Origin of the sequence: Rheinheimera pacifica, from assembly GCF_900108485.1 — a bacterium.
Taxonomy (GTDB): Bacteria; Pseudomonadota; Gammaproteobacteria; order Enterobacterales; family Alteromonadaceae; genus Alishewanella; species Alishewanella pacifica.
In genome coordinates, this window is the sequence record NZ_FNXF01000002.1 from 297,819 (window position 1) to 323,050 (window position 25,232).

Here is a 25,232-nt window from a genome sequence, read left to right on the forward strand (position 1 = left end):
CTTAACTGGCCGGAACCGGTTGATCGGTAATCACTTCCACTGCGCGGCCCGGTCTTAACCGGTCCAGCCCTTCCAGCACCACCAGATCGCCGGTTTGCAGACCGTCTTCCACCGCCACCAGGCCATTGTCTGTGGCGCCCAGTTTAACCTGACGAATTTGTGCTTTGTTTTGCTCAATAACATACACATAATTACCGGCAGAGCCATACTGCACCGCATCTTGCGGAATCGTTACCGCGCCTTGCTGCACTGCCACATTCAGCCTGACGTTAACAAACTGGTTAGGGAACAGTTCTTCCTGCTGATTAGCAAATTCAGCTTTTAGCCGCAATGTACCGGTAGCGGCATCAATCTGGTTGTCCAGTATCGTAAGCGTGCCCTGGCTGAGTAACTGCCGCTCAGATCTGTCCCAGGCTTCCACTGTTAAAGTTTCACCACGGCGCACGGCATTCCGCACCTGCAATAACTGGCTTTCAGGAATGGCAAACACCACCGCAATAGGGGCGCTTTGCGTAATGGTAACCAGCCCTTCGCTATTATTGGCCTGAATAAGATTACCCGGATCAACCCGGCGCAGGCCCAAACGACCACTGATAGGCGCATGAATACGGGTATAGGACAATTGCAGTTTGGCGGCGTCAATTTGTGCCTGATTCGATTTTATCGTGCCTTTTAGCTGCGCTACCAACGCCTGCTGCTGATTATACTGCTGCGCTGAAATAGAGCTTTGCTCACGCAGTTTGCTGTAAAGCTGTAAATCCGCTTCAGCGTTTTTCAGCTGCGCCAGATTTTGCTCCAGTTGGCCCTGTGCCTGCGCCAATTGGATCTGATAATCGGCCTGCTCAATTTCTGCCAGCAACTGGCCATGCTCAACTTTGTCGCCTTCGGTAAAGGCTAGCTTCTGCAGTATGCCGGTTACCCGGCTTTGCACTACTACGGTATTTAATGGCGTAACCGTGCCAATAGTTTTTATTTGTACCCGTAAATCGGCGGCATCAGCCGTTACTACCCGTACCGGAACCGGCATTGCCCAGGGGTTCATTTGCCCGACGGGCGCTGCGTCTGAATTGCCAGCCTTTGGCCATAAAAAATAAGCTGCAGCTGCAACTACTACCACCACACCTGCCAACAGCAAAGGTTTCTTCAGCAACGCCATTTTCCGTAATTCCTGTAACCTGAGTAAAATCCGCGCTTACTATAAGTTAGCGTTAACATTGGCTCAACGCAGCAAACGTCAAGATTAGGTAAAGATTGTCAGCATTTCGGCAGAACACTGCTTTAGTGCGTTAAACGCACAGGGATGAACTGCTATCTCAGTTGCCAGTAAAGTGGCGAACCGTACACTTCGGCAAAGTAGTCAATGGTTGCCCTGACATTCAGCGGCGGGTGACGTACATTAGGATAAATAGCCGCGATGTGTTGAGGCTCAGTATTAATGGCCGCATCGTGCTCCGGCAGCAACTTAATCAGCTCACCTTTTTTCAGACAATCGCCCAGTAGCCAGTCGGGAAACAGCACTATACCCATGCCTTTAAGCGCTGAAATCAGCAAGGTTTCGGCATTATTAGATGCCAACAAAGCGGCCACCGGATAGTGGGTCCAGTTTTCGTGCTGCTGTTTAAATAGCCAGCGGTTGGGGCCGGAAGAGCCTTTATACACCAGACATTTATGCTGGTTTAAGTCGGCCGGGCTTTGCAGCATACCGTGCTGGCTAACATAGCCAGGCGAAGCGGCAAGATGATACACCTGAGTGCCAAAAACCCGGGCGTGAAATGAAGAATCTGTCAGGGCGCCGATGCGAAAGATCAGATCGGTGGCATCCCGATGCGGATCGATAAAGTCGTCGGTTTGTGTCAGCTCTATTTGTAGCTGCGGGTAACATGCAGTTAAACCTGCCAGCCAGGGCGCAATATGGCGCTGGCCAAAAAATACCGGAGCATTAATTCGGATCAGGCCGCCCGGCTCCAGGGTTCTGTCCTGCAGTGCTTTACGTGCCTCACTTACCTGCTCGGTAATAGTTCTGGCGTAGTTAACAAATAGCCTGCCCGCCTCTGTAGGCACCACTGCACGGGTATTGCGGTAAAACAGTTGCTGCCCCAACGCATCTTCCAGCTGTTGTATGGTACGTGACACCATCGAGGCCGACACACCTTCCCGCCGCGCGACTACAGAAAAACTCTGTGCATTAAACACGCTGATAAACAGCAGTAATGTCTTGATACTGACCGCATTTACATCATTCACTTGTGCAACTCCTGCAAAGGTCATTTCCAGATTATAGCGTTTTTCGTAACACTACACTGCTATATGCTGCGCCACCTGAATTATTAGAGCGTGTTTATGCAGATTTTATTGATATTGCTGGTGGTAGCAGGTGGCATGGGGTTGTCGGTTGAAGCCGGCTTGCTGGGGCCATTGGGTAGTGAAGTGGGTGAATTATGGGCTACCTTCAGCATTTTTGGTGTTGGCGCAGCGCTAACCTTTCTGCTAATGCTGTTTTTCAGCCCGCGCAACAGCCCGTCCTTTTTTGCCCAGCCGCCCTTGCTGCTGCTTGGCGGCATACTGGGCCCGGTTTATGTAGTTATTCTGACGCTGGCAGCACCAGCTATTGGTATTGCCATGACCATGATTGGCATTTTGGCCGGCCAGGTGTTTAAAAGCTTAATTATTGACCACTATGGTTTATTTGGTACACCACATCGCAAAATTGACGTTAAACGTATTACAGCACTGCTGTTTATTGTGGCCGCACTTGTGCTTATGGCCAAAGGGTAAGGTAAAGCTATGACTATTTTAATGATTATGTTGGCAATAATTGGTGGCGCTACGCTAAGTGTGCAAGCGGCGTTAAATGGCCGGCTTGGCAGTAATGTGGGGGTGTTTCGCAGCGCCTTTTTAACCTTTTCGGTTGGCGCCTTAGTTACAGCATTACTTATTTTCTTTTTTGAACCACGCCATGCAGTTACCTTGCTGGATGTACCGAAATGGCAACTGCTTGGTGCGCTCTGTGGTGTGCCTTATATCATTATTATGGTGCTTGCGGTGCAGCGTATTGGTACTGCGGTGGCCACAGTAGCCGTTATCTTTGGCCAACTGACGATGAGCGTGCTGATTGACAACTTCGGCTGGCTGGGCAATGAAGCTATTACGCTATCAGGTAGCAGGCTGGCTGCCATTGCCTGCCTGGCCATTGCGCTGTTTTTTATACACTCTGGCAGTAAAGCGAAAACTGCAACTTAGTGTAACGCTACTATAGTCTGGTTAACACCTGTGCCGTAATCGGGTGGTTCATCACAGCGTTTTTCTTTACACTCAAACAGTGTCAAAACAAAACAGGAACACTTTATGCGCCTTTTTACTGCTATTGTTGCCACGGCTATGGCTTACGTTTTTTCTGCCCCGGCATTTGCCCAAACCTCTTATGGCCCGCGGCTTGAGGGCTTTGACTATCCGTTTGAGGTAAAAAACTACCCGCTGTTAACTCAGGGCCAACAGCTGGAAATGGCTTATATGGATGTTGCTCCTGTGACAACAGCTAACGGCAAAACCGCCGTACTATTGCATGGCAAAAACTTTTGTGCCGCCACCTGGCAAGCCAGTATTAAAGTGCTGACCCAGCAAGGTTACCGCGTGGTAGTGCCTGATCAAATCGGTTTTTGTAAATCCAGCAAGCCACAGGGCTATCAGTTTAGTTTGGCGCAATTAGCCGCCAATACACACAGTTTACTAAATAGTATTGGGGTTACCCGGCCGGTTATGATCGGCCATTCTATGGGCGGTATGCTAACCGCGCTATGCGCTGCAATACCCACACGATGTGGAAAAAATTGTGCTGGTTAACCCTATCGGGCTGGAAGACTGGCAGGCTAAAGGCGTGCCTTATGCCACTATTGACGCCCTGTATGCTAACGAACTGAAAACCAGCTTCGACAGTATTAAAGCGTATCAGCTGAAGTTTTATTACGACGGCAACTGGCAGCCAGAGTATGAGCAATGGGTAAATATGCAAGCCGGCCTTTATGGCGGAGCAGGCAAAAACATAGTAGCGATGAACCAGGCACAAACCTCTGAGATGATATTCACCCAGCCGGTAGTACATGAATTTGCCAATATCCGCGTACCAGCGGTGCTGATTATTGGCGGAAAAGATCGCACCGCACCGGGTGCCAACCGTGCCAGCAAAGAGCTGGCAGCCAAACTGGGTAACTACCCACAACTGGGCCGGGCCGCCGCTAAAGCCATGCGGGCGACTCTGGTGGAACTGCCTAAGCTGGGCCATTCACCACAGGTAGAAGCTGAACAGGAATTCCATCAGGTGTTATTAAAGCACCTGGCAGACTAGGCGTATTAAAAGCTTCTCCCTTTATCACGGGAATAGCAGCAGCGTTTCTCAAGCTGCTGCTTTTTTACATATCATCTGGCAGAAACTATCCGACAACCCATAACCCGCTTTAGCATGCTCTGAAGCACTAACTCAGCGCAACGGCATTATTTTTCCCATGCCATCGCAATTACCTGCAATCATTTGTATTTAAAATAGAAAATGACAACCCAGCACTATCAAGCCAATACATTGCACCAACACGAATCAACCGCGCTGCAATATTGTGCAGCTTTTTACTGCTGACGTATTGACCTTGCAGCATTAATCATCTACCTTTTGTAAGCGCTTACATTATAAGTTTTAGCCACAAGATTAAAAATGTAAGCGCTACCAAATAACTAAAACGATTAGACACTCAGCAAAACACGGGAGAAAGGGTATGAACCAAACACGTTTCAAGCTATCGCGTCTGGCGATAAGTTTGTCTCTGATCACAGGTGCCGGTGCAATGGCCCCTGTTTATGCTAATGACGAAACAGCACAAACTACTGAGGTTGAAGTTATACAGGTTACCGGTATTCGCGGCAGCTTAGCCAAGTCGATGGATATTAAACGTGAATCAACCGGGGTAGTGGATGCTATAACGGCAGAAGATATTGGTAAATTCCCGGACACCAACCTTGCTGAGTCACTGCAACGTATTACCGGTGTATCAATTGACCGCTCAAATAACGAAGGTAGCCGCATTACCGTACGCGGCTTTGGTCCGGAATTTAACCTGGTGACATTAAATGGCCGCCAGATGCCTACCACCGGCGGTGGCCGCTCGTTTGATTTTGGTAATATCGCCACTGAAGGCGTCAGCGGTGTGCAAGTGCATAAAACCAGCCGCGCCGATGTACCCAGCGGTGGTATTGGTGCCACGGTCAATATCTCTACAGCAAGGCCTCTGGACAACCCCGGCCTGAAAGCTTCAGTTGGGTTAAAGGCCGTACACGATACCTCTAACGAAGTCGGTGACGACTTTACACCGGAAGTATCTGCTATTTTCAGCAACACCTTTGCTGATGATAAATTTGGTATTTTGCTGTCTGGCTCAGTGCAAGAGCGCAACAACCGTGCAGAAGGCATGGCCGTAGATAACTGGATCCCGAATGTCGATCTGTCGAACTCACCTAACCTGCAGCTGACCGATAACAACCAGCGTGCTGACGGCAATACCTGGTATCCGCAAAATGCCGGTTACGAAATTCTGGATAATGATCGTAAACGTACCAACGGCCAGTTGGTTATGCAGTTTGCCCCAACCGACAGGTTTAAAGCCACGCTGGATTACACCTATTCGAAAACTGAACTGGATGTAGAACGGGTAGGCTTTGGTGTCTGGTTTAATAACGGCGGCAACGTACAAAGCGCCACCATTAATGAAAACGGCACTTACGTTAATATGACGGAAGTGAACGGCGACTATGCCACGAACCTGAACCGTAACGGCTCTGCCAGCGAAAATAAATCAGTTGGCCTGAACCTGGAGTGGCAGGTTAGTGACGCACTAAGCCTGGAGCTGGATTACCATAGCTCAGAAGCAGTCAGCATGGGCACAGGCCTTGGCCATGATGCCTATATGATTATTGGTAATACATCTTGGGCGGGTGACGATGCTCACCCCAACGCAACAGCTAATCTGGAGACCAAAACCGCTGACTTCAGCGCTGGTGGCATTCCGGTAATCGACTTTACGCTGACAGGTGGTCAGCCAGAACTGCTACCCCAGGATATGGGCTCATTATTTGGCGGTGTCAGCAAAAATGAAGACAAAAACAAAATGGACCAGCTGCAGCTAAAAGGCCAGTGGCTTAACAGCAGCGACAGTGCCTTGGTCAGTTTTGATTTTGGCGCAACCTATACCGATATGTCGTTCCGCTCTGTTAATGCCTATTCCGGCCAACTGGCAGCCGGCTGGTGGCTGTGGTCAGCTGACTGGTATCCGGACGATATGTTTTACCGTGTCGATACCAGCGGTTTACTTAACAAGTTCTCCGGTGGTGGCCGCGATAAGAAGATTAACTATTTCTACATGGCTGACTTCTACGATATTGTAAATATCGCCGAAGGGATTGATTGTGACCATCCTGATGCCGGCATTGGAGCCTGCAGCTGGCCTGAAGAGTTGGGTGGCGTATTTAGCGCCGGCCCGATTGATGATGACCACAGAGTGAAAGAAGAGACAGTTGCCCTGTATACCCAGGCCCGGTTTGAAACCGAGTTTAATGGTATGCCGGTAAATATCACTACCGGCTTGCGTTACGAGCAAACTGATGTCACTGCAAACAGTTTAGAGCGCCCGGCAGTTAGCATGCAGTGGGTAAACGGCAACGAGTGGGCTTATACCTATGCTACTGACCGTACTTTCTCTGAAGGTAGCGGTAAAACCCGCGAGTTTCTGCCTAATGTTGATATGAACATTGAGATTGCGGATGATCTGATTGGCCGTTTCTCTTACAGTCGCTCGTTAACACGGCCACCGGTAGGGGCTTTGCGCTCAACCACCACTTTTGCCGGCAACCCTAAAGTGGGCCAACGTAAAGTGTCTGTTGGTAACCCGGCGTTAAAACCTTACACCGCGGACAATATCGATTTGTCGCTGGAGTATTACTACCAGCCGGGCAGTTATGTATCTATGGGTTACTATCGCAAGCAGGTAGAGAACTTTCTGGTCAATACCACTACTGAGGAAGAGCTGGCCGGCATTCGCGACCCCTTTATCGGCCCGCGGGCAGATCAAGCTATTGCTGATTTAATAGCAGAAGGCTTGCAACCTACCGATCAGGCTATTCATGACCGCATCAACGCAAATCAGGGTACACCGCAAGGTACTCCTATCACCGGCGATGAAAATGATCCACTGACCATCTTCTCTGTTGCGCGTGATACTAACGTCGAAACCGCTAACCTGTGGGGTTGGGAGCTGGCGGCGCAACATATGTTCGGCGAAACCGGTTTTGGTGTGCAGGCTAACGCCACCTTCGTATACGGTGATGTTGAAGCAGACCGCAATGCTATTGGCTACCAGTTTGCCCTGCCCGGCTTAAGCGATTCTGCCAACCTTTCATTGATTTATGAAAATTATGGCCTATCGGTACGGGTGTCATATAACTGGCGTGACGAATTCCTGTCCGGCTTTGATCAGCATTCAGCCCCGGTATTTACCGAGTCGTATGGCCAATGGGATATTAACGTAAACTATGCTGTAACCGACAACCTGACCGTATTTGTAGAAGGGTTGAACGTTACCGAAGAAACCCAGCGCACCTATGTACGTTTTCCGGAGCAGTTCCTGCGCGGTTACCAGTATGGTGCCCGTTACAATTTAGGCGTACGTTATACCTTTTAAACAGAACGTCTTTTGCTAAACCAAAAAGCCGCTGTGACAAGCGGCTTTTTGTTAGTTATTAGCCCCAAAGCCCGGGAGAGATGATGGCCAACCATGCAGTGCTGGACAATATCAGCCATAAAGATATAAAAATTATTACCCAAAGTGGCAGCGCTTACGGCGACAACGTCAGCCTTAGCACCGCCTTTATCAGTGAATTTATGCAGTTGCAAAGCTGGTACCCGCTGTTTTTTCGCCACAATACTGAGCAGAATAACTTTGAGCCGGTGGTGTTGCTGGGCGTAAAGCCGGGCCAAAATCTGTTTTTGCAGCACGATAGCTGGCAAACCGGTTATATACCGCTGAGTATGCAGCGCCAGCCATTTTTAATCGGCTTTCAACAGCAGCTGCATAACGGTGTACCGCAACAGATACCGGTAGTATGTATTGATCTGGACCACCCGCGGGTCAGTTTAACCCAAGGCGAAGCGGTATTCTTACCGCATGGCGGCAACAGCCCGTTGCTTGAGCATATCAGCTCTGTTTTGCAACATATCCAGCAGGGGCATCAGGCGAATCAGGCATTTTGTGCCATGTTAAGCGAATTACATTTACTGCAAAGCCTGACGCTGGAACTAAGTTATCAGGGCGCGGTGCATAAGCTTGGCGGTTTATATAATATTGACCGGCAACAACTTAGCCAGCTAACCGCAGCACAGTTGCAGCAGTTGCACCAGCACGGCTATCTGGAAGCTATTTATCTGCTGCTGGCATCACAGGCGAATATCAGCAAAATGCTGAGTATGATGCAGGCCTAATCAGGTGACATAAACATGCAGGCAATTGACGAAACAGATTACACCGGTGGCAATATCAGCAGCTTACTGGCAGATCGCACTACACCTTTGGTGCTGCGTGGCCTGGTGCAACACTGGCCGTTGGTGCAGCAGGCAAAACACTCTGACGCCGCCGCCGCGGCCTATCTGCAACGTTTTGCTGCGGATGTGCCGGTGCAGGCTTTTTTTGCTGAGCCCGCAGCAAAGGGCCGCTTTTTTTATAATGATGACTTAAGCGGGTTTAATTTTCAGCAGCGCCAAACCAAACTTAGCGACGTGCTAAGCAGCATACTGCAGCATGGCGGGCAAACCGACGCACCGGTGTTTTATATGGGTTCTACTACCGCAGATTACTGTGTGCCGGGCCTAGCAGCACAAAACACGCTAACCCTGGACAGCATTAATCCGCTGATCAGCGTATGGCTGGGTAACCGCAGCCATGTGGTAGCCCATTATGACGTACCGGACAATATTGCCTGCGTTGCGGCCGGGCAGCGGCGTTTTACGCTATTTGCGCCTGAGCAAATGGCCAATTTATATATAGGCCCGCTTGATGTTACCCCCGCCGGGCAACCTGTCAGCATGGTAGATTTTCGCCAGCCGGATTTTGCCCGCTATCCGCGCTTTCGCACTGCGTTGCAGCATGCATTAACGGCAGAGCTGGGCGCGGGTGATGCCATTTTTATTCCGTCGATGTGGTGGCATCAGGTAGACAGCTTAAGTGATTTGAATATTCTGCTTAACTACTGGTGGCGGCAAACGCCGCCTTACTGCGGTTTACCCACCGATGCCCTGCTGCATGCCATGCTCAGCATACGCAACTTACCACCAGTGCAGCGTAAAATCTGGCAGCAACAGTTTGATCACTATGTGTTTAATGCCAATGATGATACCACAGCACATTTACCGGCAGATAAACGCGGCATACTGGGGCCAATGCTGGAGCAAACGGCACGTAAGCTACGTGCCATGCTGCTGAGCCGGTTAAACCGTTAAGGCCGCTGGCGCTGATATACCCGCACATAGTCAATTTGCAGGCTTTGCGGGTAGGCACTTGGGTTTATGCCGGTTTCATTTACTGAGCCGGCCCAATTGCCGCCTACGGCTAAATTCAGCAGCATATGAAAAGGCCGGTCAAAAGGGGCATGGCGCGGCAGGGCTGTTTTTAGCGTAACCGCCCCAGTGTGCCAATCGCTGCTTTTTTGCGTCGAGTACAACACATCATCAACATACCAGCGAATTTCACCCGGCTGCCATTCTATCGCATAGGTGTGAAAATTATCGGCCGGGCTTTGTCCGTTGGGCAGTTTATAGCTCTTGCCACTGTGCACATTATCTGGCCAGGGTTCGCCGTAATGTAAGGTGCCGTGAATACGCCGCTCAGGTTCATCGGCCAGCGCGCTGGGTTCATCAGAAACTGTACCCAGGTTTACCGCTTCCATAATGTCTATTTCACCGGATAACGGCCAGGGGCCGTACAACCAGTCTGTTGGCAGCATCCATATTGCCGGCCAGCTGCCCTGACCTGTTGGCAATTTTGCGCGGACTTCAAAACGGCCATACAACCAGTCGCCCTTACCTTTGCTGCGTAAGCGTGCCGAGGTATAAGGCAGGGTTTTGCGCTGATGCGGACTGAAATCCGGGTCATCTTCGTTTAACGCCGGGCCGGTGAAGGTTTCTTTGCGTGCCACTATATATAACACGCCATTATCGACATAGGCATTTTCCGGCCTGTTGGTATAGCACTGTTGTTCGTCGTTACCGCCACCCCAGCAATTTTGCTCAAAGCTCCATTTGCTCTGATCAATACTGTTGCTGTCAAACTCGTCCTGCCACACCAGTTGCCAGTCAGCGCTGGCAATGGCATCAGGCTGATGTTGTGCCACACTTTTTTCAGCTGGCTTTGGCGGCACGGTGCTGCAACTTGCCAGCACTGCGCTGGCAAGCAGGGTAACGAGATAACGACGCATATTTTAGTCTCCGTTGCAGGAAATAGTGGCGTCGCCTGCTGCCGCAGGTTTTAGCCGTATATCAGCCAAGCTTAGCACCAGCGGCGCTGTTGTGGCTAATGATACCGGCGTGAAAATCTGGCTAAAGTCAGCGCCTTGCCGGGCAAAACAGGCTAAATCGACACTGATGGTTTGCCAGGTTTCATCTGCCATGGCCTGTAATTGCGGCGCTATATTCAGGGCACTGCTGCAGCTTTGGGCGCAATCCATACCCAGCATTACGCTGTCAGGCACCGTACCGCTGCGTTTTACCTGCAGCACCAGCGCACTGCCAGCCTCCTGATAAGAGCGTAAATCGGCCGGGAAGGCACTACTCAGTGCTACCTTTGCCTCGCCGCTAAAGGCAAAACGGCGCGCGTCTTCCTGTACCACTTTATCAAAAGTGCGTACGGCGACATTGCCTTGCTGCTGTACGCTGCTAACCACGGCCTGGGTTTCACCGCCACTGTGCAGCAGCAACTGATACGGCGCCTTTACTGCCAGCTCAAACAGCACTAAATCATCCAGTGCCGTATCGGTAGCTACCTGCTCTTCCAAAGCGTTACTCAGCGTGCTCTTATCACCGTAACGTAAACCAAAGCCATACGGCAGCAGCGGCTGATAGTCAGCATCATGCCGGTTTACAATTTGTTGTACTGTGGCAGGCCAGCTAAATGACAACTTACCGCGAAAATCGACATTAACACTGCCGTCGGCTTTTGCCATGACAACATCAGCCACGCCAACGCCTTCACTACCAGGCAGCCACACTGCAACAAAAGCATCGGAGGCGTTTAGCTCAGGGTTTACCCATAACGGCCGGCCACTGATAAACAGCGACACCACTTTAATGCCATCGGCTTTGAGTTTACGCAGCAGGGCTAAATCAGTTTTATTGCCACGCTGATATTCTAAATTATCCAGGTCGCCATTGCCCTCAGCATAAGGTTGCTCACCAAATACCACTATCGCGACATCGGGTTTACTGCTGTAGCTGCCATCTGAACTTAACTCGGTGCTGCCGCCTGCCGCGTCTACCGCTTGTTTAATACCGGCGTAAATTGAGCTGCCACCGGGGAAATCGCTGTTAGTGTTGCCGGTGCCCTGCCAGCTGATAGTCCAGCCACCCGACTGCATACCAATATTGTCGGCACCTTCACCGGTGACCAAAATACGTTGCTTAGGGTTTAGTGGCAAAATAGCGTCGTTGTTCTTTAGCAACACCAGTGATTGCTGCACTGCCTCACGCGCTACAGCACGGTGTTCGGCCGAGCCAATCAGTTCAGTTTTACCCGACAACGGCCGCTTCGCCGGGCTGGGCTTATCAAATAAACCGGCGCGCAGTTTTACGCGCAAAATACGCCGTACTGCATCATCTATCCGGCTTAGCGGAATAGCACCGTTTTCAACCTGTGCAATCAGGTTGTAATACAGCGGCTTCCAGGCAGCCGTTGGCACCATGTAAACGTCCAGCCCGGCCAGTGCAGCCTGGGCGCAGTTGTCGTTAGTGCAACCGGGGATCTGGCCGTGGCCGTTCCAGTCGCCCACGACAAAGCCATCAAAACCCATGCGGGTTTTCAGTACGTCGGTTAGCAGGTATTTATCACCATGAATTTTACTGCCGTGCCAGCTGTTAAATGATGCCATAACACTTTGTGCGCCAGCTTGCAGGCCACCCACGTAGCCCTGAGCATGAATACTGAACAACTCTTGCTCGCTGGCAATATTGTCGCCCTGATCATCACCGCCCACAGTACCGCCATCGCCAACAAAATGCTTAACGGTGCTGATCACCCGCTCGTCACCGAGGAAGTCTTTATCTGCGGCCCCCTGCAAACCGGTAACAATAGCGGCGGCGTAGTCGTGCACTATATCGGGGTCTTCTGAATAACCTTCATAGGTGCGGCCCCAGCGATCATCACGCACCACCGCAACCGTGGGCGCAAACACCCAGTCGATACCGGTAACCATGACTTCGCGGGCGGTTACTTTGGCAATTTGTTCAATTAGTGCCGGGTTATTTGCCGCACCCAGGCCAATATTGTGCGGAAATAATGTCGCGCCAATCACATTGTTATGGCCGTGCACTGCGTCGGTGCCCCACATAGTTGGAATACGGCTGCCGTCCAGGCTGTCGTCTACTGATGCCTGATACATCGCCTCGGCCAGTGCTATCCAGTCGGCAGGTGTGGCATGTTTATTATCGTTTGGAAAGGCACCACCACCGTTTAAAAACGAGCCAAAACCGTATTTACGCATATCTTCAACGGTAATATCGCGGATTTCCGGTTGGATCATCTGGGCAACCTTCTGCGCCAGCGTCATGCCAGCCATAAGGTCGGTAATTTTTTGCTCGACAGCAGCATCTTTTGCTACCGGTAACTGTAATTCTGGCCAAATGGCAGCGGTTTTATCTGTCACGGTATCAGGCTCTGTTGGTGCTTTGGCACAGGCTGTCAAAATGACAGCGCAGCTTAAACTCAATAGCGAAAGTTTCAGGCGAAAAGTCATAGTGGGTCTCCGTTACGCCACAGCACGCGGTTTGCTGCCAACCGCGCCGTACCAGGCAATAAATACATAACACAGCAAAGGAATAATAAAGGCGATCTGCACATTAACCACGTCAGCCAGCCGCGCCTGCGCCAGCGGCAGCACTGCGCCACCGACAATTGCCAGACATAAAATGCCCGAACCCTGGCCGGTATGTTGCTTTAAGCCGGCAATAGCCAGGCTGAAAATAGTCGGGAACATAATAGAGTTGCATAGGCCCACCAATAACAGTGCCCACATCGCCAGGCTGCCGCTGCTGCTGATCGTTAGCGCCAGCAGGATCACGGCACATACCGCGTTAAAGGCCAGCACCTTACCGGGCGCGATATACTGCATAACATAAGCACCGATAAAGCGGCCCACCATGGCGCCGCCAAAATACCAGGCAATATAATGTGACGCTTTTTGGGCATCCAGGCTGCTGATATCAGGCTGGGTAATAAAGCTGACCAGAAAACTGCCAATGCCCACTTCAGCACCAACATAAACAAAAATACCCACAGCCCCCAGCACCAGATGGCGGTAACGCCAGGCAGAGCCACTGGTTATATCCAGATTTGCATCTTTCTTACCCAGCTTTGGCAGGCGCAAAAAGGCAAAAATCAGCGCCATTACAATCAGCACAGCCGCCAGTAGCAGGTAAGGCATTTGCACGGTAGATTCGGTTACTTCACCCGGCGTAGGCGCTTCCATGCCACCAAAAATTAACCAGGCACCAAAAAAAGGTGCCAAAGTCGTACCCAGCGAGTTAAAGGCTTGCGTCATAGTTAAGCGGCTGGAGGCTGTTTCTGGCCGGCCAAGTACACTTACATAGGGGTTAGCGGCCACCTGCAAAATAGTAATACCGGCGGCCAGCACAAACAGCGCCAGCAGAAACAGCGGGTAATAATGCGCGGCCGCAGCAGGGTAAAACAACAGACAACCGGCACCGGCAATCAGCAGGCCGGTAACAATACCCGACTGGTAGCCAATACGGCTTACCAGCATACCGGCGGGGACAGAAACTACAAAATAGGCACTGAAAAAACAAAACTGAATGAGCAATGCCTCGGTGTAACTGAGCTCAAACAAGCCTTTGAGGTAGGGCACCAGAATGTCATTCAGACAGGTAATAAAACCCCAGATAAAAAATAATGTGGTTAATGATGTTAAAGCAAATCTGTAATTGATCTGGCCTGATGCAGCCTGTGGCGTGGCCTCGCTAAGCGTTGGTGTTACAGCCATCTTATCCTCCCCGGTGTTTTATGTTTTTCATTGACGCGCGCTTTGCCGCCGTCTAGTATGATGTAAGCGCTTTCATTTATAGCATATATCACGCTGTTGGCAATCATTTTGTCGCTCAGCAGCCCGTAACAATACGACCGGAAGATAGCAAAACCGATGAAAATAACTTTAGCCAACAGCTCACCTCTGCTAAAACCCGACTTTGTGTTTGGTGTTGCCACTGCCTCGTTCCAGATAGAAGGTGCCGCCAATAGCCGCGAGGCCTGCATTTGGGATACTTTTTGTGCACAACCCGGCCGGATAAAAGATGGCTCAAACGGCCTGGTGGCCTGCGACCATATCGCGCGCTGGCAGGAAGATGTCGAGCTTATTGCGGCGCTGGGCGTCGATGCCTACCGTTTTTCCATCGCCTGGGGCCGGGTAATTAATGCCGACGGCAGCGTGAACCAGGCCGGGCTGAATTTTTACCGGCAATTACTTGATGCGCTAAACGAACGCAATATCAAAGCCTTTGTTACGCTGTATCACTGGGATTTACCGCAGTATTTGCAAGATAACGGCGGCTGGCTTAACCGCGCCACCGCCTATAAATTTGCAGAATACGCCGATATTGTCAGCCGGGCCTTTGGCGACAGAGTGTATTCTTACGCCACATTAAATGAGCCGTTTTGTAGTGCTTATTTAAGTTATGAAGCCGGCATTCATGCCCCCGGCGTGCAAAACCGCCAGCAAGGCCGCCAGGTAGCGCACCATTTATTGCTGGCACATGGTTTGGCCATGCCGGTGTTGCAAAAAAACGCGCCGCAGGCACTTAACGGCATAGTGCTGAACTTCAGCCCCTGCCATGCTGCCAGCAACAGCGCAGCGGATATCCGCGCCGCCGACATGGCGGATCAATACCATAATCAATGGTACCTGCAGCCGTTAATGGAAGGCTGTTATCCGGCCCTGCTACAACAGCTGCCTGCGGCCGAGCAGCCGCAAATTCATGACGGCGATATGGCTATCATTGCCCAGCCACTGGATTTTCTCGGTGTAAATTACTACACCCGCACTGTGTACCGCGCTAACAGCAAAGGCTGGTTTAGTGATGTGCCACCTGCCACACCGCCGTTAACCGATATGGGCTGGGAAATTTACCCGCAGGGCTTAACCGAAATATTACTGGCAATACATAAGCGCTATAAACTGCCGCCGGTGTATATTACCGAAAATGGTGCCGCTATACCCGACACCATGCACCTTGGCCAGGTGCACGATACGCAGCGGGTTAAGTACTTTGAACAGCACTTACAAGCCACAGAAGATGCCATTATCGCCGGTATGCGTATTGATGGCTACTTTGCCTGGAGCCTGATGGATAATTTTGAGTGGGCCGAAGGCTATGCCAAGCGTTTTGGTATAGTCTATGTCGATTACGCTACACAACAGCGCACATTAAAAGACAGTGCTATAGCACTGCGTGAAGTGTTCGCCGGGCGTAAAAAATAATAATAAAGCAGTTATCACGGGGTTAGCATGCTGACAAAACGGGAAAAAGTGGCCTACGGCCTTGGCGACACCGCCAGCAATATTGTGTTTCAGACGGTAATGCTGTTTTTAACCTTTTTCTACACCGATATTTTTGGTATTTCGCCGGCGGTGGTAGGCAGCATGTTTTTGCTGGTGCGCATTATTGATGCGGTAACCGACCCGTTAATGGGCGCCATGGCAGATAAAACCAAAAGCCGCCACGGCAAATACCGGCCTTATCTGCTCTGGCTGGCATTACCCTTTGCCCTGTGCAGTGTGCTGGCATTTACCACACCGGATTTATCTGCCAACGGTAAAGTTATCTACGCCTTCGCCACTTATACCTTGCTGATGCTGGCCTATACCGCCATTAATATTCCGTATTCAGCGCTCGGTGGTGTATTAACAGCAGATCCAACCGAGCGGGTGTCGGTGCAGTCTTACCGTTTTGTGTTTGGTATGCTCGGTGGTTTGCTGGTTACTGCCTGTACGCTGCCGCTGGTTAACTTTTTTGGTAATGGCGATAACGCCAAAGGTTATCAGCTTACCATCGCCGCCATGAGTGTGCTGGGCCTGGTACTGTTTTTACTCTGCTTTGCCGGCACACGGGAACGGGTGCAGGCTCCGGCGGATCAACAGCTGACGCTACGCAACAGTTTTGCTTCGCTGTGGCAAAATGATCAATGGCGTATTTTGTGTGTTGCTGCATTTTTTCTGCTTACCGGCATGGTGCTGCGCACTACACTGGCCATTTACTATGTAAAATACTTTTTAGGCCGGGAAGACTTAATCACTGCCTTTGTTACACTGGGTATGATTGGCAATATTGCCGGTTGCGCCGTAGCCCAATGGCTTAGCCGTTATGTTGATAAAGTAAAAGCTTATATTGGTTTGCAACTGATCTCCGCTGCCATTTGCATACTGAGCTTTTTTATTGGCAGCGACCAACTGGTGCTGGCATTTGCACTGTATTTTCTCTGGGGTTTCTTTTTACAAATGGCCACGCCACTGTTGTGGGCAAAAATGGCCGACACTGTTGACTACGGCCACTATAAAACCGGTATTCGTATTACCGGCCTGGTGTACTCGTCTATCGTATTCTTTATTAAACTCGGGCTGGCGTTAGGTGGTGCACTGGCAGGCTGGTTGCTGGCCGGATACGGCTACCAGGCCGACGTACCACAAACCGCAACAGCACAACACGGCATTTTGCTCAGCTTTACCGTATTGCCTGCTATTGGCTCGATACTGGTGGCAGTGGTAATGAGCCGTTACCGCTTAACCGGGCCACGCGTACTGGATATCCACCACCAGCTGGCGCTGCGCGCTGGTGGCACTGCACCCGGGCATGCTAGAGTAACTGCATAAACGTTATTACGCAGGCAGGCCATGGCAACCATTTACCAAGTATCAGAATTAGCCGGGGTATCGCTGGCAACAGTATCCCGGGTAATGAATAATAACGCCCGTGTCAGCGAAAACACCCGCAACAAAGTGCTGGCAGCAATGGAGCAACTGGGCTACCGGCCCAATTCTATTGCCCAATCGCTGGCGTCAAACCGTTCTAACAGTGTAGGCATTCTGGTGTCTGAGCTGCACGGCCCTTTTTATGGTGAAATGCTCAGCGGCATTGAGAACGAATGCCGCGCGGCTGGTAAGCACGTTATTATTGCCGCCGGCCACAGCGAAGAAGCCAGTGAAAAAGACGGCATTGAGTTTTTAATCAGCCGCAGCTGCGATGCGCTGATTTTGCATGTTGAAGCGGTATCCGACGACTACCTGATTAAACTGGCCAGTGGCAATATGCCAATAGTGCTGATTAACCGCTTTATCCCGCAACTGGCAGATAATTGCATTAGCCTGGATAACGAGCTGGGCGGTTATCTGGCAACCAAGCAATTACTGCAGCAAGGCCATACACAACTGGCCTATCTGGCCGGCCCAATGTGGAAAAGCGATGCCAAAGATCGCTACCACGGCCACTTACGCGCCATGGCAGAGCATGGCCTGAGTTTTAACCCGGCCTTACTGGCCGAAGGTGACTTTCAGGACAGCAGCGGCAGCGCCTGTATGCAACAGTTACTGGCTAAAGGCCTGCCATTTAGCGCGCTGGTGTGTGCCAACGATGAAATGGCCGCCGGCGCGATGGAAGTGGCGCGCGCGCATGGCCTGAATGTGCCACAAGACTTATCTATTGTTGGTTTTGATAACCTGATCCTGGCGCGCTACATTTACCCCAAACTTACCACTATTGATTACCCTATCGGCGAAATGGGCCGCATGGCGGCACGCTGGGTACTGAAAAATATTTACCAGCAACAGGCGTTACAGTTAAAGAATGTATTTGAGCCGGTGCTGGTATGCCGCGATTCGGCCAGCGCTATTGCTGCGGGTTAACTGCAGCCAATGGGCCGCCCCCGGGCGCTTAACGGGTTTTTGTTATTTTTTTGGAGTTTGCTATGCATCTGCCCGCTGATAATAGCGCAGAAACCCACACCTCTTTTGCGCTGTTTGCCGAGGCTTTAACACTGCAGCGCCAGGCTTATCATGCCAACCCGGTGTCTGATTACCAGCAGCGCCTTGCCGATTTAACTGCGCTGGCGGCACTGGTAAGCGACAACGAAGCCGCGCTGGTTGAAGCGGTAAATGCCGATTACGGCAGCCGTTGCCGGTTTGAAACCCGTTTTTCTGAAATTTTAATGGTGCTGGAAGATATTAGCCGCACGAAAAAACAGCTGAAAAAATGGCTTAAGCCACAGCGGCGCCACATAGACCGGTTGTTGTTTCCTACCTCAAGCTGCAAAGTGCTGCCACAACCGCTGGGCGTGGTCGGCGTTATCGTGCCGTGGAATTTCCCCATTATGCTGGCACTGTCGCCACTGGTCGCCATTTTCGCTGCCGGTAACCGCGCCATGGTAAAAATGTCGGAAAACTCCGGCCAGCTGGCACAGTTGCTAATTGAGCTGGCGCCAAAATACTTTGCGCCCGACAAACTGCAGTTTTTTGCCGATAACAACGGCAGCGGCCCGGCTTTTTCAGCCCAACCGTTTGATCATCTGTTTTTTACCGGCTCTGCGCAAACCGGCAAGGCCGTTATGGCCAGCGCCGCGAAAAACCTGACCCCGGTAACGCTGGAGCTGGGCGGAAAATCGCCCGCCGTTGTCGCACCGGATTTCCCGCTGCATAAAGCTGCCGATCGCATTTTATGGGCCAAGGCATTTAATGCCGGGCAAATTTGTACCAATGTCGATTATCTGTTTTTACCGCATGGCAGCGAGCAGGCCTTTACCGGGCTGGCGCTAAAGCTGGTGGCACAGCGCTACCCCGACATTAACCATAACGATTACACAGCCATTATTGACCAGCGCGCCTACCAGCGCTTACAGCACACGCTGGACGATGCCATTGCTAAAGGCGCCACAGCAGTAAACCTGATGCCGGGCCAAACTACGGCACCTGGGCTGCGCAAATTTCCGCTAACCCTACTGTTTAATGTTACTGACGATATGCTGGTGATGCAGCGCGAAATTTTCGGCCCGCTGCTACCGGTAAAAACCTACCGCGATAAAACTGAAGTGGTTAACTACATTAACGCCAGGCCCAGGCCACTGGCATTTTATCCGTTTAGTTATGATAAAGCGCTGCAGCAATTTTATCTTGAACAGGTGATGTCGGGCGGTGTAACGGTTAATCACGCTATTTTGCATGTCAGCCAGCACGACTTACCCTTTGGTGGCATTGGCCACAGCGGTATGGGGCACTATCATGGCTACGAAGGTTTTATTACCTTTTCCAAACTGCGGCCGGTGTTTTATCAGGGCGCCTTTAACAGCGTCAGCATGTTGCTACCGCCTTATGGCAAGCTGGCAAGCACACTTACGGACTGGCTGATCCGCTTTAAAGGTCAAGGTTAATTACCTCCCCCCCCTTTACTGGGCTATAGTTTATTTGTATTACTCAGAGCTATACGAAAGATATCGCCTTGAGCTGGTTCCCGCCTAACATAATAAACCTGACTGTCGTGCACGCTATAGTGGTGTGCAAAGTTGTCTGCCTGTTCCATAAGTTTCTCTTGCTGTGTGGTTTGAATATCGTACCGGTAAATGCCATTTCCTGGCTGATAGTAGAAAATGCGTCCCTCTGTCAATTGCCAGTTCAGCCAGTTTATTTTGTCCAGCTCGGGCAACAGCAGCTTACTTTCCCCACCGGCTAAGTTCATGCGCCACAAGCCATCCTGATGGTATCGGGTATAATACAACTGCCCCTGCCAGATACGACCGCTATATCCGTCCAGAACGGGCAGCAATTGTTCAGCACGATGGGTCAAGTCATAGTGCCAGAGTTGCCAGTCACCATGACGATCTGTACTGTATATAAGTCCGTTTCCCTCTTCATCCCAGTCTGCTACAGCAATCTGACTATGAGCCGGTAATATTTTTCTCACTACTCCATCGGGCACGCTTACGGTATATGCCGCACCATCTTTTACCAGCACCAGTTGGCTACTGTCAGGGTGCCAGTTAAAACGCGCGAAACCGGGCTCTCCAGGTAAGTCAGCCAATACAACGGCCTGTTGCTCTGGCTGCTGCTGCCAAAGCTGATAATGGCCACCTCGGTTGCTTAAAAACACCAGGGCTGAACCATTTGGCGCTATGCGCGGCAGGCTGTCGATACGTGAGCTGTCAATTACCAGGCTGGAGCCGCCATTGCGAGAGTAACGCCAGATATTAGACCGGCTGTCGTTACTGCAGTAGTACAACTGATCAGCCGTTAATGCTACTGAATTAATCGGCAGCGCCGCCCGATACATCATCTGCAAGTTGGATTGCTGCGGTGTAAACTGATATAGGTTACTACCAGCAACCAGTAGCAACCGTTCACCGTGCCAGTACAGCTGACTTACAGCAAGGTTGATCTGGTGTTGCTGCTGCACTGCACCACTTTCGCTGTCCAGTAACAACAACGTTCTGCTGTGGGCCGTGTTGTAGCGCAGCACTGCTAATTGCTGTGTAGTCTCTGACAGTGCGAGAGCGATATCCCCCTCACCTGCATAATTTACCGCTGTTAGCGTAAGTTGCCTGCTGACGCCACTGATCAACGATAATTTGAAAATATGATAAGGCTGAGTTTTGTCAGTACGCTGCCTATAGTAAAGTGCCCGACTATCCCCCTGCCATATCAGTTGTGGCACACTGTCAGACGGACAATCCTGCAAAGGAGATACATCGTCAGGTAAATGCAGCAGTATTAACTGACACTGCTGATTAAAGTAGCGGATGTAGGCTATCTGATTACCATCCGGGCTCAGCCTGCCATAACGCGCATCTTCCAATGTATCTGAAACGGTTTGGTGTTGTTTTGTTATGGTGTTATGCAACCAAAGCTGATTATGGCCATTGTCAGCAGTGCGGTGATATAACAATTTGGTGCCGGCACGATCGGTACTAATATGGAATTCAGCACCATTAAAACTGGTTACCGGAACTGAAGGTATACGAAGTAACATGACCTCTTCAGAATGCTCCAGTGATTCCGGCCAAAGCATCGCCACAGATGCTAACACCAGACTGGCTAAAACCAACAACACTGGTGCCCGATAAGGCCTAATAACAGGTCTGCTGCTAACACTAGCGTCGCCCACTACCGTTTCCACCGGTAACTGAAGGCGATAGCCCAGTTTAGGTAGGGTCTCAATATAATTGTGAGTGTTGTCTAGCCGAGAAAAAGCTTTACGTAGTAAAGATACTGCCCGATTAATAGCACTGTCACTGACAATGCGCCCCTGCCATACCTGCATAATCAGAGTATCGCGACTCACCACTTGCCCTGGCCTCTGCAACAGACACATCAACAGCTGATGCTGTCTTGGTTCCAGATAAAGCTGCTGCTTTGTATCAGCTAACTGTCGCTGGCTGGCATCATAGTAAAGCGGTCCCAACTGCCAATGGCTAATAGGGGCTGAAAGTATCGTCATAAAATGTCCGGTAAGCTTTTCATCACAAAATCATCATTAGGATGACCACGGCAAAACACTGCTGGTTACTTATGCTTGGCCTGTATTCAGGTTAACAGGAAACTCACATGAAACGTCAAACAATAACAACAATCTGGTTGATCATGCTGCTATTGGGCCTGGCAAGCTGCAAGTCTTCAGAAAAAAATCAAGGCGATAAAACGTCTGTGGCACAATTACAGCAGGTGAAGCTTAATGGCCGAAACTACTGGCTAGCACTACCCAGAGGTTATCAGGCTGCAAATAGTTACAAATTATTATTAGCTTTTCACCCCTCAGGTGGCAATGGTAAAGACATGCAATCATTCACCCACTTTGATCAAATCAGTAATGAATATATTGTCGCTTATCCAGACTCCGAGCAGGTGGAATGGAACGAAGGTTGCAACTGCAATATTGCACATCGGTTGGGAGCCGATGACCTGGGGTTTACTTCACGTATAATCACTGACATTCAAAGCCGCCATAACGTGATACCAGACGAAGTATACGCTGCAGGCTATTCTCAAGGCGGACTTTTTGTACAAAATCTGGCATGTAACCTGCCACAGCTATTTAAAGCTGTGGCCGTGGTAGCTGCACCGATGTCAATCCAGCTGGCATCGAGTTGCTCACCATCGACTGCAGTCTCTCTAATGATGGTACATGGTACTGACGACACAGTCCTGCCCTACAATGGCATGGTTCATCACAACTTTGGACTTATCAGCTCTGCGGATGCAATAGCTTTAATAGCTGGAAAAAACGATGCTTTGCCTTATGCATTACACAAAACGCAGGTTGCACCACATACCCATCTAACCAGTTATCACAATGGTACACAAAAGTTTCAGCTGTACAGTGTGCAAGGCGGAGGTCATACCTGGCAGTTTGCTGGTTTTGACACCAGCCGCCAGATCCTGAACTTTTTTGCTGAAGTAGAACAGCCTGAGTTACCTGAGCACTCTCAGTTAGTATCAACTGAGCAGGGGCAATTCCATGTTCGGGCGATGGGGATGGATAACCCTGGGCCTGCAGTAGTATTGTTGGCAGGACCTAATTATAACTATCACAGCGACAGTGCATGGTTTGCTGCACTACAGCCATTACTGGCAAAGCAGTACCGGGTATACAGTATTGACAGGCTGGGTAATGCATATAGCAGTAATACTGAGGAGTTATCTTATCGCCGTTTTGCCGATGACCTGGCGGCAGTGCTGCAACAGTTACAGGAAATACAACTGGCGTTGGTCGCCTTTTCCAGCAGTAGCATAAGTGCGCGTTGGTTTTATCAGCAGCATCAGCAGCAGTTTGATATTAAAGCCATGGTGTATATTGACCCCGATATTCCGCTGCCGCATTCGTTAAGTTTGTATCAGGGCTACCCTGCAGACTGGTATCTGGCGAATTTACCGGCTTTACTGCCCCACCTGGCGGGCGGCAACTGGACTGGCAGAACCAAAGATAAGCTCGATGTTGAATATCAGGAAGTGCAGCAGTTAGTGGCACAGCATAATGTGCAGTTGGACTGGAGCTACTTTGAACAGATTATGCAGCTACGTTTACTTATTCCACAGCAACAGGCCCGTGCCAGGGAAATTGCAGCTTATATCGCGGACTTAGACGGCTATGCTCAGTTGCCAATGGTGTCTGCAATACCCGTCAGCGTAATTGACAGTGACTTTGAACAACAGCAGATAGATCTGGCACAAGACGAGCCCGAACTGGCTGCAGCGCTGCGCCTGTGGCAACAGGAAGGCAGTGCCTGGAGTGCTGAGCAGGCTTTAATTTCAAATGGTCAATATATTGCGCTAAGTAATAGCGACCATCTGGTGCCGGTGCAAAAACCAGAGCAAATCAAACAGGCACTGGATTGGCTATTTAGAGCACTACAGCTGCCTTAACCGCTCTGGCAATTTACCAGTGTCTGGTACTCGTCAAAGGCAAAATGGTCGGTCATGCCGCTGATAAAATCCTGCAATAAACGGCAGCGGTAATACAACTCCAGCGCGTTGTCGTCCGGGGCTATTTGCGCTACTGCAAGCTGGTAGGCCGCCAGATGTTTATTGGGCAGCCGGTGTGCCAGCCGTTGCTGTTGGGCTAAATGATAACCGTCGTTTTGCAGTACAGCAGCAAAATCGGCACGCGATAACAGCAACAACGGCTGATAACTGCCAAGCAAACCGGCAATAATGCGAAAGCCCTGTAGCTCCAGTGTTTCTACCTCAGGTTGGTTAAACACAAACTGGCGGGCAACCTGTTTAAAGGTGGCGGTAATAGCATGATACTGGCTGCCATCTTCCAGCAGGGCGCGATTTAAACTGCCGTCATAAACTGCAGCAATATTGCTGATAAACTGACCTGCTGCATGGCGTACCAGTGGGTGTATCATCATGACACGCAATCTGATAAAAAACGTCGAGGCGGTATTTACCGGCTCAGCCTCAGCGCTGTCCAGCGCGGTTTTAATCAGTGCAGAAAAGCTGGCGCTGCCACCGCGCTGGGTAGTGATTAAACGGCCGTCAGGCTCAAGCTCAGCAAAGGCAATGTTAAGCTGGTGAGCCAGTTCTTTGAGGTTGAATAAGCCTTTTTCTACTGCATCTTCAATATCGGCCAGGCAATACGAAATGTCGTCTGCCGCCTCCATAATATACGTCAGCGGGTGGCGGCAGCCCGGGGCGGTGTCCAGTTCTTGCCACAATTGGTCAACAAACGGCTGCTCAGAGAAATAATATCCCGGCTTTTTCTGCAAATAGCTCAGGCTGTGCTGCTTATCGGGTTTAGTGGCGGTGGCGCAGCGGGTGTATTTTAAAATACAGGCAGTTTGCGCATAGGTCAGGTTCATGCGCTGTAAGCTGTGCACCAGCCGTATAGCCTGGGCATTGCCTTCAAACTGTGCCAGCTCGACGCACAGTGTCTGCCATAAGGCGTTATCCTGCAGCTTATGGCGCGTGGTCAGTTCAGGCAGTATCTGGCTAAACCAGGTGTTAATAGCACTTTCACCACTGTGGCCGAACGGTGGGTTGCCGACATCGTGCAGCAGGCAGGCCATTTCTACCAGCGACTCCATTGGCCGCTCCAGCTCAGTTAAGCCATATTCTGCCAGTTGTTGCGGTGTTAGCAGGCGGAATATCGACTGCACAATAAAGCGGCCGCTTTGTTGCACCTCCAGCGAATGGGTTAAACGGCTGCGTACAGCGGCGTTACGCTCCAGCGGAAACACCTGGGTTTTCTGCTGTAAGCGGCGCACAGCTGCAGAGTTGATAATACGGCCACGATCACTTTCCAGCGCACTTTGTAAATCACTGCGGCTGCTTTGCAACGGGCGATCTGCTTTGATTTTATTGCAAAAATCCATAAAGGTATCCGGTATTGCACCAATTGGCCCAGTGTGGCGCAAAAGCCGGCTACCTGTAAAGGTGAAACTACAACC

19 protein-coding genes are annotated in these 25,232 nt (G+C 50.7%); 12 read left to right on the top strand and 7 right to left on the bottom strand.

Annotated features, from left to right (window positions below; all coding sequences use genetic code 11):
• Position 1: 1 nt before the first annotated feature.
• Together BLW68_RS03870 and BLW68_RS03875 are read right to left on the bottom strand one after the other, a co-directional pair.
• Positions 2-1,156, bottom strand: coding sequence for an efflux RND transporter periplasmic adaptor subunit (locus BLW68_RS03870; RefSeq protein WP_092790406.1), 1,155 nt, complete (start codon positions 1,154-1,156; stop codon positions 2-4).
• 152 nt (positions 1,157-1,308) lie between these two features.
• The gene (locus BLW68_RS03875) at positions 1,309-2,244 is read right to left on the bottom strand and encodes a LysR family transcriptional regulator (protein WP_092790408.1); all 936 of its coding nucleotides are present in this window, start codon (positions 2,242-2,244) and stop codon (positions 1,309-1,311) included.
• Between the two features lie 96 nt (positions 2,245-2,340).
• On the opposite strand from BLW68_RS03875, the gene BLW68_RS03880 reads away from it, so the two are divergent.
• From BLW68_RS03880 to BLW68_RS03905, 7 genes are all read left to right on the top strand, one after another.
• Entirely contained in the window at positions 2,341-2,775 is a 435-nt protein-coding gene (locus tag BLW68_RS03880) for a DMT family transporter (protein ID WP_092790410.1), read from the top strand.
• 9 nt (positions 2,776-2,784) lie between these two features.
• The gene (locus BLW68_RS03885; protein ID WP_092790412.1) at positions 2,785-3,240 is read left to right on the top strand and encodes a DMT family transporter; all 456 of its coding nucleotides are present in this window, start codon (positions 2,785-2,787) and stop codon (positions 3,238-3,240) included.
• A gap of 105 nt (positions 3,241-3,345) precedes the next feature.
• On the top strand, positions 3,346-3,840 hold the full coding sequence (locus BLW68_RS21230; RefSeq protein WP_218141292.1) for an alpha/beta fold hydrolase: 495 nt from the start codon (positions 3,346-3,348) through the stop codon (positions 3,838-3,840).
• Complete coding sequence (locus BLW68_RS21235; RefSeq protein WP_218141293.1) at positions 3,830-4,342, top strand: alpha/beta fold hydrolase; 513 nt, start codon at positions 3,830-3,832, stop codon at positions 4,340-4,342. Before BLW68_RS21230 ends, BLW68_RS21235 begins: the two co-directional genes overlap by 11 nt.
• A 421-nt stretch (positions 4,343-4,763) precedes the next feature.
• A complete protein-coding gene (locus BLW68_RS03895) occupies positions 4,764-7,718 on the top strand; it encodes a TonB-dependent receptor (RefSeq protein WP_092790414.1) in 2,955 nt (984 codons plus the stop codon).
• A gap of 83 nt (positions 7,719-7,801) precedes the next feature.
• A complete protein-coding gene (locus tag BLW68_RS03900; RefSeq protein ID WP_177172149.1) occupies positions 7,802-8,515 on the top strand; it encodes a SapC family protein in 714 nt (237 codons plus the stop codon).
• A 15-nt stretch (positions 8,516-8,530) separates the two neighbouring features.
• A complete protein-coding gene (locus BLW68_RS03905) occupies positions 8,531-9,529 on the top strand; it encodes a cupin-like domain-containing protein (RefSeq protein WP_092790418.1) in 999 nt (332 codons plus the stop codon).
• On the opposite strand, the gene BLW68_RS03910 is transcribed toward BLW68_RS03905, so the two are convergent.
• Genes BLW68_RS03910 through BLW68_RS03920 form a run of 3 tightly spaced genes read right to left on the bottom strand, consistent with a single transcriptional unit; the run spans position 9,526 to position 14,295 of the window.
• Positions 9,526-10,503, bottom strand: a complete 978-nt coding sequence (locus BLW68_RS03910; protein ID WP_092790421.1) for a glycoside hydrolase family 16 protein — start codon at positions 10,501-10,503, stop codon at positions 9,526-9,528. The genes BLW68_RS03905 and BLW68_RS03910 overlap by 4 nt on opposite strands.
• A 3-nt stretch (positions 10,504-10,506) precedes the next feature.
• Positions 10,507-13,032, bottom strand: a complete 2,526-nt coding sequence (locus BLW68_RS03915) for a glycoside hydrolase family 3 protein (protein ID WP_092790424.1) — start codon at positions 13,030-13,032, stop codon at positions 10,507-10,509.
• 12 nt (positions 13,033-13,044) lie between these two features.
• Positions 13,045-14,295: a sugar MFS transporter gene (locus BLW68_RS03920; protein WP_092790426.1), complete on the bottom strand. Its 1,251-nt coding sequence runs from the start codon at positions 14,293-14,295 to the stop codon at positions 13,045-13,047.
• Between the two features lie 156 nt (positions 14,296-14,451).
• On the opposite strand from BLW68_RS03920, the gene BLW68_RS03925 reads away from it, so the two are divergent.
• The 4 genes from BLW68_RS03925 (at position 14,452) to BLW68_RS03940 (ending at position 19,721) form a co-directional block, all read left to right on the top strand.
• Complete coding sequence (locus tag BLW68_RS03925) at positions 14,452-15,786, top strand: GH1 family beta-glucosidase (protein ID WP_092790428.1); 1,335 nt, start codon at positions 14,452-14,454, stop codon at positions 15,784-15,786.
• Positions 15,787-15,813: 27 nt separating this feature from the next.
• Entirely contained in the window at positions 15,814-17,175 is a 1,362-nt protein-coding gene (locus BLW68_RS03930; RefSeq protein ID WP_092790430.1) for a glycoside-pentoside-hexuronide (GPH):cation symporter, read from the top strand.
• 21 nt (positions 17,176-17,196) lie between these two features.
• A complete protein-coding gene (locus tag BLW68_RS03935) occupies positions 17,197-18,204 on the top strand; it encodes a LacI family DNA-binding transcriptional regulator (RefSeq protein WP_092790433.1) in 1,008 nt (335 codons plus the stop codon).
• 62 nt (positions 18,205-18,266) lie between these two features.
• Positions 18,267-19,721 carry a coniferyl aldehyde dehydrogenase gene (locus tag BLW68_RS03940; protein ID WP_092790435.1) on the top strand — a complete coding sequence of 485 codons (1,455 nt, stop codon included), beginning with the start codon at positions 18,267-18,269 and terminating at the stop codon, positions 19,719-19,721.
• Positions 19,722-19,744: 23 nt separating this feature from the next.
• Here BLW68_RS03940 and BLW68_RS03945 read toward each other — a convergent pair whose 3' ends face one another.
• Positions 19,745-21,781, bottom strand: coding sequence for a winged helix-turn-helix domain-containing protein (locus tag BLW68_RS03945; protein ID WP_092790437.1), 2,037 nt, complete (start codon positions 21,779-21,781; stop codon positions 19,745-19,747).
• 107 nt (positions 21,782-21,888) lie between these two features.
• Here BLW68_RS03945 and BLW68_RS03950 point away from each other — a divergent pair, with 107 nt between their 5' ends.
• Positions 21,889-23,703, top strand: coding sequence for an alpha/beta fold hydrolase (locus tag BLW68_RS03950; RefSeq protein ID WP_092790439.1), 1,815 nt, complete (start codon positions 21,889-21,891; stop codon positions 23,701-23,703).
• Here BLW68_RS03950 and dgt read toward each other — a convergent pair.
• Positions 23,700-25,157 (bottom strand): dGTPase, encoded by a 1,458-nt coding sequence (gene dgt, locus BLW68_RS03955; protein ID WP_092790441.1) that lies wholly within the window; start codon positions 25,155-25,157, stop codon positions 23,700-23,702. The two genes, BLW68_RS03950 and dgt, sit on opposite strands and share 4 nt — an antisense overlap.
• Positions 25,158-25,232 lie beyond the last annotated feature (75 nt).